This is a genomic window from Haladaptatus sp. T7, from assembly GCF_026008575.1.
Lineage (GTDB): Archaea > Halobacteriota > Halobacteria > Halobacteriales > Haladaptataceae > Haladaptatus > Haladaptatus paucihalophilus.
This window is the reverse complement of sequence record NZ_BROP01000005.1, coordinates 110,516-123,092: the sequence shown is the minus strand read 5'-3', so window position 1 is coordinate 123,092 and position 12,577 is coordinate 110,516. Positions and strand designations below refer to the sequence as shown.

The following is a 12,577-nucleotide window of genomic DNA, read 5'->3' as shown; positions in this document are numbered from 1 at the left end:
ATAGGATGGACAATAGTGAGCGGTCCGAGTACCGCTAGCGTCCATCCGTGCGGCTGTACCGTTGCTCCTGACCAATTACAGGGAGGTGAGGAGTGATGTCCGGAACACTCTGTTCTACCTGCGGAGAGCTATCCTCGTGCTGCTATCGCTGTTCGGAGTGCGGTGCAGATCTCGCTGGGAAAGGAGGTGACGGCAATGGGCGGTGAGGAATTGCTCGAACGGCTCGCGGAACGTGTGGCCGACCTTGAAGCGAAGGTCGAAGCGCAGGAAGAACGAGGCGACCACCTCGAAGTGCGCGTCGAGGAACTCGAAGACGAGAACGAACAGCTCCGTGCGAAACTCGGCGAACAGGAAGAGCAGAACCAACGCGTGCGTGCATCTGTTTCGCGTATCATCAATGACGTCCGCGAATATTCATCAGAGGACGGAAGCAGCGTCGACGCAACTTCACCGAACCTTGTCGCGGAGGCGGCAAACGTCGGCGGAGAGCTGTACGACTGCATCGAGCGGTCGAAGGAGAACGCCGGACTGCTGAACTTCAAGACGAAGCGTCCCGAGTCGGCCACGGTTCAGGAGAAGTATCTGAACGTCCTCGGTCGAGCGGAGGAGAAGGCACAGGAGTCGGGTGAGGATGTCGTGTATCTGAATTACCGCGAGGTAGCCACACACTACGGGTGTGCGTACAACACGGACGGGTACCGCGTGATGGAGGAGATGGACGAACGAGTGCCGGGCGTTCACTACGTCGACGGCCACCTCGCTAACCCAGAGATCGACCCGACGACGAAGGTCGAGGAGAAGAGCATCCGCGTCGAGTGGAACCATCCCGACCTCCGTGGTTGGGTCCGCGCTCACCGGGAGGGATAGACTAGGATATCATAATACGGGGGGTCCCGGCGGACCCCCCGTGAGCCGCACTACACCAACCACAGGTCACAATATTCCCACTAGCCACCCTCTATAAGCATCCCTCGATTACTGCTGAGTGCGGTTGTTTCTGCGGTGTTTCTGCGGTGTGAACGAGAGATAACTGGACGTTCCTCGCGTTCTTACAACGTTATAATCGCTCGACGAATTTCAACAGTTCCCGAGTAGTATTTTCAAAACGGGTCGCTCGCGGTATTGAGTCGTCGAATGTCTTCGACCACATCGAAGTCGTCGTCGAAACTGTAGACGTACTCGATACCCTCGCGTTGCATATAGGCCGTCGTCAGAGCATCGACAAACGTGAGTGACGGATACTGTCGGTAGAGCGCTTGACCGCTCGTGAAATCCGCTTTTGGCGAGCGAACGATTTCGAACCCCGCACTCTCGATGAGAGTGTCGAGCGTAGCAATAGCGGCATCGTGCCCTGCACGCCGTCCGAGAATGTTCAAGACTTCACCGAGAACGTAGTCCGTGACGTGAGCCACCGGAAGGTCGCCGTGGTCGATGGCCCGGACAATTTCGTTTGCTCGTTCGTGGTATTGGTCGCGGGCTAATCGCTGTCCGATGAGAATATTCGAATCGACGACAACCGGCATTAGAACGCCCCGAACTCCTTCTCCAATTCGACTGCATTCGTCTCTTCGCCGATGTCTACCGGTTCGAGGTCATCGAATGCTCCAAATCGCTGCTTTACCACTTCGACAGTCAGGTTTTCCTCATCGTCGAGTCGCCATCGAAGCTTATCGCCGGGTTCGATGTCCAGTGCGTCCCGAATCTGGGACGGCACGGTCACCGAATGACCGTCATTAACCGTGGTCTCGTCGGTGACTTGGTTGCTTGCCATAACAGAAGATTATCTTTCGTAGTCAAAAAGTCTATTGCAGACCATAGACTCACTCGTTGACTTGCACCCTCGATTCGACCCGGTATTCGAGCGTTACCCGTGGTGTACTCAGAATCTCCGCTAGTTCTGCCGTCATATCGGGATGGTTGGCTGCTCGTTCAAGATTCTTCATCATCCGCCGGGTAAACTCCGCACTCGCGTCAAGGCCTTTGCTCCTCGTCGATTCACCGAGCAATTCTCCCGCTTGGTCGTAGAGATCCTTTCGGTACTCGTACTTTCCATCCGACTTGATTCGCATAGGTGATATTGCACATCGGGGTGACAAAGACGTTCTGCTGGGGGTACTGAAACCGTGTCAGTATATACGGGTGAGTAGATTCGGGAATTCTCACGGATGTAATCAGCGACTCACTCTGTTCTCTACCGACGAATTTTGCACATCGCCTTCGCTCTCTGATGTGCAATTCGAGGAATCGATTTTCGTCGACGTGAAACAGGGAGTAGTCTCGCGTAAATTGTCCTCTTGGAGATGAAACCTAAGTCATATATAAAAACAACCACATAGGTAATAAAGAAGATTAAAGTTCATCATTCTTACATTTTACCCACTATTAGTTTTGAAAGCAACCAATAAATGATAATCGTCCAATAATTCCTGCGAGTTTTGTAGTAGTTGTCTTTCAAAATATAGGATCTAATTTTCATAACTGGTACTTGAAGTAGCTGTATCTATTTATTTATAATGTTTACATATAAAATAATTAGTACTATAAATATCGTCTCTGACAAATTTTCAATGGGTAAGATTTAAGATGTCTATACCTGAGTGAAGAGTGTATGCCTAGAAAAAAACAGAATCGGAAGGTAATACATCCAGTAGAGCAGAAGGAAGGAGGCAATTTCTTAAGAAGACAGGAACATTGGGAGCAACGATTTCAACAGGAGTGGTAGGGCTAAGTGGAATTTCTATAGCTAGACCAATTGGACCAGATGACCCAAAAGCACACTCAACACACCAGACACGTGACCTAGGAAGCCATTATTATTATGATGAGCGCATTGTCGATACAGGATCACGCGTTGAATTCGTTGATTCTACTTTCTTAGCTGGAAAGTGGAATTTTGTCTATAGGACAAGTGCCGCTACATACTCCATTGATCATAAACCAAGCACTGATGAGTCTAAAAAAGCGGGAGTTATAACCGGTGGTGAAGGATTCACAATAAAAGAATTAGATAATCCTCGACAGGTTAGTACTTCCATTTCTGGAAATGCAGATTGGGGACTCGGTGTGAAATCCCCAAATAACTACAATAATAATTGGAGTAATGCCGCCAAAAATACCATAACAGCACTAATTTCCTACTTTAGCCCAGCTGTAGGAGCAATAGCTACTGCTGCTCAGATTGTCAATTATTGGAAGGAAGCTGCAAAGCCTACTGGATCACATGCAGATGTCGTCGGAAACTACTGGAACTTCTGGGATCCCAGCGGTGCCAAGACCGATTCACTTGGACACTACGTCGAATATACGCACAAAGTCCCTCCAAGAGAAGAGTATGGGAAGGATTACTTTGATTCAACAATAAGGAATTCCCAAAATAACAATATGAATCAGATAGATAATTATGTGAAAACTTTCGGATTGTCAATGTATATCAATTCAAGTCCAAATAATATGTCTACATCTGAGCAGAAAAAATACGGGGTCGAAAAAGTTCCTGCAGCAAAATCAAGGGCAGCTATGCTATCTGATCAGGAACTTGACCCTGACGAACCAGTATACATTGCAAGAAATCCAACTGTAAAGATAGAAGAACTATAGTTCACTCACCACATTTCTCAACATAAATACTGGTTTCATTGGAGTCATGAATGAGAACATCAACATAGGAGCACTTCGTAGGAGATAGTTTTCCAACATTTACTGCAGATTTATTGCCGTTCTCTACATTTTCTATAGTGAGTTCATAATCACCTGGTTTCTTAGGTAGGTCTGTAATTACCGTTGGTTGAGCTTTTACGCCGTCTTCATGCTTTACGGTATATACTTTATTTATGATCTCATTCCCATCATATTTCAGTGTCAATCTAACATCTGTGTTATCAAATTCTTTTAGGCTTACTAGTCTTATACGAGTTAGACGGACCCCGTTGTTAGGTGTAGTCTGAGAGCATCCAGTAAGTATAAAAGTAGCTCCAAAAGGCAGAAGAGTTTTCATGAAATTTCGGCGCTGGAAGGGCATTACCATGCCAATAGCTACTCAATGAACATAAACGCATCTACATCGCTAATCTCGACCATGTACTCTAAAAATACACTCTAATCTATAAGTTCCAATTTACTAAATAATTATGTTTATATAATATTTATATTAAATAAATTATGGTTATGGAATATTGAACAACATCCTCCTACAATTTTGGATAAAAGGACAGAATGATGAATTCATGCCAACTAGTTTCTGTAACAGAATTAATAGGGGCTAGAACAAACCTAAGACTTTCCCAACAGCACTACTCCCCGCGAGTAGCCCCACCACCCATTTCCCGCCACGATAGAGGAAACGAAAACGCATCGACCACGGCTCGATCTCCTCGACCCGCGACTCGATATCGTCCATCTCCTCGTTCAACGACGTATCGATCCGTTCGAGGACGTCCGTCGTGTGGTCTAACTTCTCCTCGACCCGCGCCATCCGTTCGGCGAGTTGCGTGTTCGAGGGGATTCCGGGGTTGATCATCGTCGATTCCGTACCGCTCCGTTCCGAGTTGAGAGAGTCAGAAGTCATTGCATCGAGAAACCGTTTGTTCTACTGCCGAAGATTACGTCCTCAGTCGTATCCAAACCGCCCAGTTCTGCATCGTGTGGCCGAAGCGTCGTCCCACCGCTATCCTCGCCGAAGATGTCGGCCGCGACCAGCACCATCGGGTATGGCGTCCGCGCGTCGAGCACGAGGACCAGCGGGGACACGCCAGCCTCTCGCAACCGCTGGACTGTCGCCCGCTTCGTCGGACGGCCGTCGACGGCCGCCTGTGCTATTGCTTCCGTCATCGTCTTCCCAACGTCCGTCGCGGTCATCGTCGTACTGTCCGGCGTCGTCAGGGAGTACACGCGGTTCCCAATCGGCCAGTACGGTGCGAACAACTCGACCACCGGTGCCACGAACTGATAGGTGTCGTTCGTCAAGGTCGATACCGCGGTCGAAACTGGCTGTTCGAGCGCCTGCAAGATACGTCGAATCCATCGGCTGATGGCCGTTTTTCGGAAATTGTGGGTGTTCACTCGGTCCCGGTCGATTCCAGCTTCATCGGCGATCCATTTGATGCGTCGACCGAGGTACTGGTAGGACATCGCGCCATCCTCTCCGTCCTCGACGAACCGAACCTTGTGGAACAGCGCGGCTTCCTCCTCGTCGTTTCGGGGGTGGACGTCGAGCCAGTTAGCGACGTAGCCCCGCGACCAAGTGAGCGGGACGGTGCCGGTTGCGCCCTTCACGTTCGCCTCTTCGTTGATGCTGACCGTTCCGGCGCGGTTGGTCAGGTCGACGTCGTGGATTCGAAGGCTTGCGATAGCTCCGATTCGGAGGCCGGTGTCCGCGATGAGCGAGACGAGCGCCTTGTCTCGCGGGTGACTCGCGGCGTCGAGCAGGTCCTCGATTTCCTCGTCGGTGAGCAAGTCGTTTGGATCGACGGTTCGCTCCGGACTGACGCCGATTTTGATGTCGTCAGACCAGTCCCGATCACGGTAGCGGAAGAACTTCCGGAGGGCTTTCCGGTAGTTTCGAAGCGTCCCTTCCGCGAGGCCGTGGTCGTGCTTCAGCGAAAACAGCAATCCATCGACGGCGCTCTTGTCCTGCATCTCGGTGAGCGGGGTGTCCGCCCGTTCTGCGGCGAGGCGGAGCCGATTGATGTGGTTGACCATTGTGCCGGTGTTGACCTTTCCCTGCGCCTCCTCGTGCTGGATGAAGGCGATGATGGCGGCCCGATCTGCATCGGAAATGGAGGCCTCGCGGAGCTTCGCCAATTGGTTCTCGAACTTCCTGCCGTAGCCCTGTACTTCGTCGAAATCAACCATCTATCTGACAGTCTCGCGGTCGGGGATTACAAAGGTATGTTCGGTAATCCGTGTGGGACTATCAGAAATTTTCTGACTCTCGTAGAAATCGCCCAGGTCGCGGAACGGACAGCGTATATCATCCGTTTGTCGCGTTCGCGTGGTCGTCTTCCGTCGGATTCGTCCCGTCGAAGCCCGCAATCGACCGTCGCTGCACTGTTTCGATTTGGTCTACGAGTTCATCGACGGTATCAGTTTTCACCAAGAATCGTCTCGATGAGTTTTGTGATTTGATTTCGATCAAATCGCCGTTTACAGTCACGTAGTGATTCCCGTGCACAGCCGAATTGAATCCGGAGCGGACGATATCTATCGAATGTCGGAGGTACAATAGCACGTCCGGGACGGAAATCGTGTCGGAGTCTATCAGTGCAGCCAATCGACTGAACGTGTCGTCACGGGATTCCGTTCGACCGAGAACGTCGGTGTCGAACCGAATCGTCGATTCGCCACAGATAGCACCACAATCGCTACTGCAGGTGATTTTTCCGTTCGCCTCGATTCGGGCGAGCGGTTGGGAGAGGGCACGACAACAGACGTTACAGTAGGCACGAATCGTCGGCTCGTTCCGTCCAGTACCGGCGTCGAGTCCGGCGACGTCGACGGCGTTTTGCCACGAACCGAAATGGTTGTAGTACGTCATCCCGGAGAACGGGCCCTGTTCTTCCATTTCCTTTCGTTGAGGAACGTGACTGAGAATCTTCGCGAGCCGTCGTAATCCGAGTACCAGCTCCCGATTCTCGATTCCATCTCGTCGGGAGTGACGGGTTTCCAATCCCGCCGCCTCCAGCGCAGCGTTCCAAGTGCCGTATCTATCGAGATACGTCTTCGGGCTGTGAGACCCTCGTTTCCACATTTCTTCGGCGGTGGGAGAGTGTTCCAGTTCCGTAGCGAGATGGCGTAATTCGTCCAGAAGCGTCCGTTCGTCGATTCTAGCGCTGTCACTCCGTTTGAGACGGTCCTGACACAATCCGGCATCGGCGAGAGCGTTTACCCAGGAACCAAATCGGCGCCGGTAGGTAGCAGCGCTATATTCACCGAGCTCGTCCATTTCGGTCGATGTCGGTGAGCGGCCGAGAACCCCGGCCATCCGCCGGAGTTCGGCACGCATTTCCTGATTCGAAAACCGTCGGGGGGTGGACTTGTCGAACGTCTCCGAAAGCTCTGCTCTCTCTATCGCTTCGTTCCACGAACCGAATCGACGTCGGTACGTCGATGGAGAAAACCGACCTTGTTCGGCCATTTCGGTCGATGTCGGGATTCGGTCGAGTGATTCCGCCAACTCCGAGAGGGCTCGAAGCAATTCGTCTTCGGAGACTTTCACACCCCGTGTTCGCGGCGTCAATCCGGCCTCTTTCACCGCCGTCTGCCACGAGCCAAACCGTTCGAGATACGTTGACGGAGAATGCGTACCACGTTCCCGCATATCCTCTCGCGTCGGCGTCCGACCTAGCGAATTTGCAAGCGTTTGAATATCCGAGAGGAGTTCCGCGTCCGAATACTTGGGTCGAGTACGGGAGTTAGGGGTGAGACCGGCCTGACAGATTGCGTCGTTCCAGGAACCGAATCGGGACTGGTACGTGCTGGGCGAGTACGCTCCGTGAATTTCCATTTCCCGCATACTCGGAGTTCCGTCAAGCCGATTCGCGATTAGTTGAAGTTCTGCGAGGAGCTTCTCCTCCGCTATCCGACCCCTATGAGAGGAGACAGATCGGCAGACATTCTTCGCAGAATTCCTTTTCTTCAATGCAGATTATGGAATACCACAATGTCATATAAACATTCGTGTACAAACAATATTTCTTCCGAAGAAGAGACCATTCGTAGGAGTGAATCTTAATATTACCATATAGAATACAATATTATAGCAAATGATTGCTGAAGACCGTGGTGATACACGATTTATAGGTTCATGCGCGAAGTTGTCATTCGACAACCCAGTTTACCGTCTCCAGATAATTACCGCTGGAGCGTTCGGTACGGCCGAGTTATCGAATACGACCATATGGCAGAATAACAATAAATAGATGGCGCTACGGAGGCATCGGTGTCCTAATAAACGCGGTAGCAAAACGAACGGCTCTCTTCGACCGAAAGACGGCGAACGTTCCGTGACGGACGAATTACAGACACCAGTCCCTCGGACCCCCTGCATTTCAACTGGAAGATTCGACCGCCTACTGCCAGTTCGTCTCCGACTCGGCGTCGGTTTCTTCCTCGTCTAACTCGCGCACTTCCCGCTCGTCGTTGTACTCGGCCGTGCCGCCAGCTTTGCCGGAAATCTCGTTGTACACCGCTTCCCGAGCCTCCTCGGGAGATTCGTAGCGTTCGTCCACGAGACGGTCGAAGACGCTTCCCAGTGTCTCGGTTTCGTTCGGCAAGTCGAGTGGCTGGTCGCCGTACTCCGTCGCCAACTCCTCGCTCGTCGTCGGATACTTGTGCTCGCCCAGCATCCGACCCGCATCGCCGAGCGCGTCTTCGACTCGTTCCGCCCGATCACGTTGTCGTTTCCGTGCGTTTTCCTGCACGCGTTCGGCGTCGTGATGCTCGTCGGACATGGTTCTGTCCCAAGTTACACGATGCCGTCTGAAATTCATACTGGCCATCGAACGGAGCGGCAGCGGTCGCCGTCTCACCGTTGTCTTCTCCGCGCACCACCATTTCTTCACATCTCGCTCTCTCACTCTCGCCGGTTCGCACCACCATCCCTCACTTCTCGACTTCGAGCAAGGCGACGCGTTCACAGACGATATCGGTGAGGTCGGCGGTCGTCGCCGCCAGTTCGCGTTCCGAGACGGAGAAGAACTCGAAGACCGATTCGCGGTCCGGAGTGTCGAGCGTACCGCCGGGCGTCAGAACATCGGCGACGGCTTCGCTCGCGGGGGTCTCCCGTTCGCCGTCCACGACGACGACGACATCCCGTTCTCCCTCCGAGACGCCCATCTCCAACGCCTGATTGATCTGACGGCGACCCGCCGCGTACAGGAGGATTTCGACGGCGCGGTCGCGGGCGACGTTTTCGCCGCGCTCGAACGCCCGGTTCGCGTGCTCCACCGCCGATTCGAGATGCTCCCGTCCGGCCACGTAGTCGGCGTCGAACGCCTGTATCGCACAGTCGAACTCGTCGCCGATATTGCCGAGGCGACCCACGAACTCGTTCACGTCGGCGACAGTTGCGGTTCCTTCGACCAGTTTCATTCGAAATCACCGAGGCTCTGTTGTCCCCCGTCGTTCGTCGCTCGGGCGCTCGTCGCCGCCGTCTCGGCGTCCGCCTCGACGTCATCGAGCGACGGGTCCTGCCGCCCGACGTTTTCGAGGATGTTTTCGGCCGTCTTTTTCCGGCCGCGGAGCGCACCGAGAACGACGGATTTGTCGGCTTCGCGGAGGTCGGCCCGGGATTCGATACCGGCTTCGTACAACCGACGGGCGCGTTTTCGACCGACGTTCCGAACGCCCGCGAGGTCGAGCAGTTCCTCCTCGACGCCGTACTCGACCCGTTTCCGTGCTTCCCGGACGGCCGTGGTGGTCGCCGACGGAATTCCCTCGGCGTCGTCACGCTGGAGTTCGGCTGCGAGCCGTTCGGCCGCGTTGAGCAACCACTGTGCCGTTTCGACCTTCCCGCGGATGTCGCCGGGGCCGATGGCGTACCGTTCGGTGATGCGATCTTCGTCGAGTTCGCTCGCCCAGTCTTCGAGCAGGCGGGCGGTCTTCAACGCGGAGAGCCAGTCTTCGAACGCGTTGTCCTCGAACTCCGAGGGCATGTGACCGAGGAACTCGGGTTCGCGCTCGTAGGCAATCTCCGTGTATCGTTCGCGGTCGCCCGACCGGAGGTAGAGTTGATACATGTCCGGCGTGCGCGAGACGAGGTGGTACAGTCCGAGCGCGGTCGGTTTCCCGTCCGCATCGCGCAGTCCGTCGATGATTTCGGCGGCGCTCATCGGGTCGAGGTAGAGTTGCGAGACGCGGTGGCCGAGACCGGTGGCGCGCAATCGGTCGTCCCGTTCGAGGAACCCGTTCCGGTCGAGGTAATCGAGGACGTGTTGGGTGACGGTTTCGAGTCGCCCCGTTTCGTCGGTCTGGGTCGCGTACAGCGTCCGTTCGAGGAAGTCGAGGAGTTCCTCCTCGGTCCCCGCGAACCCGGACGCGACGGTGGCGAGGATGTGCGTTCGGAGCGCGGGTTCGGCGGCGAGTTTCGAGTGGACCGGTTCCGGGTCGGCCCAGACGTATTGGTCGAACAGTTCCTGCAGTTCGTCGTGGCTCTTGGCGATGAGCACGGCCTCGCCGTGCGGGTCGAGACCGGGACGTCCGGCCCGCCCGAACATCTGGTGCACTTCGAGCACGTCGAGCGGTTGCATACCGCCGATATCGCCGTCGTAGCGCCGCCAGTCGCGGACGATGACCCGCCGACTCGGCGTGTTCACGCCCGCTGCGAGCGTCGGCGTCGCACTGATGACTTTGATGAGTTTGTCGCGGAAGGCGTCCTCCACCAGCGACCGATGGTCACTGGCGAGACCCGCGTGGTGAAACGCGGCTCCCTTTTCGATGGCCGTCGCGAGGTCGTCGCTCGTTTCGGTGTCACTCACGTCCCGAATTTGGTCGGCGATGTCGAGCAGTTCCCGGCGTTCGTCGTCCGTGAGGTGTGTCTTCGTCACGTCCGCGAGTCGCTTCGCCGCGGCCTCCGCGTTGCGGCGGGAGTTGACAAACACGAGCGACGACCCGCCGTCTTCGAGCGTATCGCGGACGAGCGCCGCGGTTTCCTTCTCGTTTCCGCGGGCAAGTTCCTGCTGTGTCCCGTCGTCGAAGTGGAGTGCCTGTCCGTAGAGAACGCCCTTTCTGAGGTCGATGGGTCGCCACGTCGAATCGACCAGCGTGGCGTCGAGCCAGTCGGCCATCTCGCCCGCGTTTCCGACAGTTGCCGACAGCGCGACGGTCTGGAGGTCCGGGTTGACGCGACGTAGTTTGGCGAGCGTCACTTCGAGCGTCGGACCACGGTGCGCGTCGTTGACGAGGTGAACTTCGTCGGCGACGACACAGGAGAGGTCGTCGATCCACTTCGCGCCGTTTCGGACGAGCGAGTCCACCTTCTCGCTCGTGGCGACGATGATGTCTCTCGAAGCGAGCCAATCCCCATCGCTCTCGTAGTTTCCGGTCGAGACGCCGATGGAGACGCCGTACTGTTCGAACTCCTCGAACTCCTCTTTCTTCTCGCTGGCGAGCGCCCGGAGGGGGACGATGTAGAGGGCTTTGCCACCACGGGCGACGCTGGACAGCATTGCGAGTTCCGCGATGAACGTCTTTCCGCTCGCCGTCGGAATGCTGGCGACGACGCTCTCACCCTCGGTGATTCCCGCTTCGACCGCTTCCGCTTGAGGCGGGTAGAGTTCCTCGATTCCCTGCGCGTGGAAGTGTTCGGGAACGCCGTCCGGCAAGCCCGTCAAGTCGGCGACGTTCACGCACGCTCACCTTGCGTGCGCGGTGCGATTCCGGTCATTACCCTCGTTTGGCGCGTCTTCCCGTTTAAACTGTCGGGTGGCCGCCGAGGAAAGCTATTTTTCAGACGATTGTGATGTTCGAGTATGCCGATTCCAAAGTACGGCGACAAATACGACGCTCCAGCGTTGTTCTCGCCGGAGGAAGCCGTGGGCGCTCACGGCGGCGCGCTTCCCGAGATGCCGAAAGCGGTCATCCTCGGCTTCGAGGACGAACTGTTCGAAGCGGTGGACGAGCGAGCGACGGAGAGCGTGAACTACGTTCGAAATCAGACGGTCCGGTTGCTCTCCGAGGAGGTCGGCTTCATCGGCGACTTCGGCATCGGACCGACCGTCACCGCAATCGTCGCGGAGAACGCGATTGCGGCGGGCGCGGAGGTGGTTTGTGTTCTCTGTGGCTGTGCCGGATTGCAGACGGACGTCCCGCTCTCGGATGCGATTCTCCCGACGCGAGCGGTCCGCGACGACGGAATTTCACAGCACTATCTCCCACCGGAGGAGGCGGTGACATCGACGCCAGCGGTAACGGACCATCTTGAATCGGCGCTTTCGGATGCCGGAATCGGCACGCACCGCGGTCCGACGTGGTCGATGGGAGCGATGTACCGCGAGACGGAACCCGAAATCGAACACTACGCGAACGAAGGCGTCCTCTCGCTCGGCATGGCGGAAGCTGCTCTGCTGGCTGTCGCCGAGTATCGCGGCGTAGATGCGGGTGTCGTCCACCAAATCGGCGACTATCTCACGGCGGACGACTGGGTGCCGAATTCGGACGAACGGTCCTCGCTCCCGTCGATGCTGGGCCCGACGGTCGCGGCGCTTCGAACGTACGTTTCGTGAGGTTCATCGTTCGGTTATCGGCCACTTCGCTCCGTCATCCATTTGAGGGCACACGGCAGAGTGGTAGCTATGAAGATAGAATACGACCGGAACACCTGCACGGGGATGTTCCAGTGCACCGCGGAGTGGGAGAAATTCGTCGAAAACCGCGAGGAAGGCAAGGCCGACCTGCTGGAGGGCGAGGAGGTCGAGGAGGGAATCTTCGTCCGCGAAGTTCCCGAAGGGGAAGAGTTCGACGCCGAGATGGCCGCCCGCGTCTGTCCCGTGGACGCGATTAAAGTGTACGACGACGACGGCGAACAGATAGTCTAACGGGAAATAAATCGGAATTACGCTGAACTCACTGTATTGTACTGGAG

Annotated in this window: 14 protein-coding genes; 4 read left to right on the top strand and 10 right to left on the bottom strand. The window is 55.6% G+C overall.

Annotation, left to right across the window (positions count from 1 at the left end):
- The first annotated feature begins 195 nt into the window (after window positions 1-195).
- Entirely contained in the window at window positions 196-867 is a 672-nt protein-coding gene (locus tag OPC11_RS14390) for a hypothetical protein (RefSeq protein ID WP_264782355.1), read from the top strand.
- Window positions 868-1,100: 233 nt separating this feature from the next.
- On the opposite strand, the gene OPC11_RS14385 is transcribed toward OPC11_RS14390, so the two are convergent.
- The 3 genes from OPC11_RS14385 to OPC11_RS14375 are packed head-to-tail and all read right to left on the bottom strand — an operon-like array spanning window position 1,101 to window position 2,069.
- Complete coding sequence (locus OPC11_RS14385; RefSeq protein WP_264782354.1) at window positions 1,101-1,523, bottom strand: PIN domain-containing protein; 423 nt, start codon at window positions 1,521-1,523, stop codon at window positions 1,101-1,103.
- Entirely contained in the window at window positions 1,523-1,771 is a 249-nt protein-coding gene (locus tag OPC11_RS14380; RefSeq protein ID WP_007982571.1) for an AbrB/MazE/SpoVT family DNA-binding domain-containing protein, read from the bottom strand. Before OPC11_RS14380 ends, OPC11_RS14385 begins: the two co-directional genes overlap by 1 nt.
- 49 nt (window positions 1,772-1,820) lie before the next feature.
- A complete protein-coding gene (locus OPC11_RS14375; RefSeq protein WP_264782353.1) occupies window positions 1,821-2,069 on the bottom strand; it encodes a hypothetical protein in 249 nt (82 codons plus the stop codon).
- Window positions 2,070-2,691: 622 nt separating this feature from the next.
- Between OPC11_RS14375 and OPC11_RS14370 the strand changes: the two genes are divergently transcribed.
- Entirely contained in the window at window positions 2,692-3,597 is a 906-nt protein-coding gene (locus OPC11_RS14370) for a hypothetical protein (protein WP_264782352.1), read from the top strand.
- Window position 3,598: 1 nt separating this feature from the next.
- Here OPC11_RS14370 and OPC11_RS14365 read toward each other — a convergent pair whose 3' ends face one another.
- From OPC11_RS14365 to OPC11_RS14335, 7 genes are all read right to left on the bottom strand, one after another.
- Window positions 3,599-4,018, bottom strand: a complete 420-nt coding sequence (locus OPC11_RS14365; protein WP_264782351.1) for a hypothetical protein — start codon at window positions 4,016-4,018, stop codon at window positions 3,599-3,601.
- Window positions 4,019-4,258: 240 nt separating this feature from the next.
- Complete coding sequence (locus tag OPC11_RS14360) at window positions 4,259-4,564, bottom strand: hypothetical protein (protein ID WP_264782350.1); 306 nt, start codon at window positions 4,562-4,564, stop codon at window positions 4,259-4,261.
- A complete protein-coding gene (locus OPC11_RS14355; protein WP_264782349.1) occupies window positions 4,561-5,850 on the bottom strand; it encodes a site-specific integrase in 1,290 nt (429 codons plus the stop codon). The genes OPC11_RS14360 and OPC11_RS14355 overlap by 4 nt, the downstream gene beginning before the upstream one ends.
- 118 nt (window positions 5,851-5,968) lie before the next feature.
- On the bottom strand, window positions 5,969-7,636 hold the full coding sequence (locus OPC11_RS14350; RefSeq protein ID WP_264782348.1) for a hypothetical protein: 1,668 nt from the start codon (window positions 7,634-7,636) through the stop codon (window positions 5,969-5,971).
- Between the two features lie 430 nt (window positions 7,637-8,066).
- Complete coding sequence (locus OPC11_RS14345; protein WP_007982136.1) at window positions 8,067-8,447, bottom strand: hypothetical protein; 381 nt, start codon at window positions 8,445-8,447, stop codon at window positions 8,067-8,069.
- A gap of 151 nt (window positions 8,448-8,598) precedes the next feature.
- Window positions 8,599-9,087 (bottom strand): KEOPS complex subunit Cgi121, encoded by a 489-nt coding sequence (cgi121, locus tag OPC11_RS14340; RefSeq protein WP_007982137.1) that lies wholly within the window; start codon window positions 9,085-9,087, stop codon window positions 8,599-8,601.
- Entirely contained in the window at window positions 9,084-11,342 is a 2,259-nt protein-coding gene (locus OPC11_RS14335) for an ATP-dependent DNA helicase (RefSeq protein ID WP_264782347.1), read from the bottom strand. Before OPC11_RS14335 ends, cgi121 begins: the two co-directional genes overlap by 4 nt.
- Before the next feature lie 123 nt (window positions 11,343-11,465).
- Between OPC11_RS14335 and OPC11_RS14330 the strand changes: the two genes are divergently transcribed.
- Together OPC11_RS14330 and OPC11_RS14325 are read left to right on the top strand one after the other, a co-directional pair.
- Entirely contained in the window at window positions 11,466-12,218 is a 753-nt protein-coding gene (locus OPC11_RS14330) for a hypothetical protein (RefSeq protein ID WP_264782346.1), read from the top strand.
- Between the two features lie 69 nt (window positions 12,219-12,287).
- Window positions 12,288-12,530, top strand: a complete 243-nt coding sequence (locus OPC11_RS14325; RefSeq protein WP_007982143.1) for a ferredoxin — start codon at window positions 12,288-12,290, stop codon at window positions 12,528-12,530.
- Window positions 12,531-12,577 lie beyond the last annotated feature (47 nt).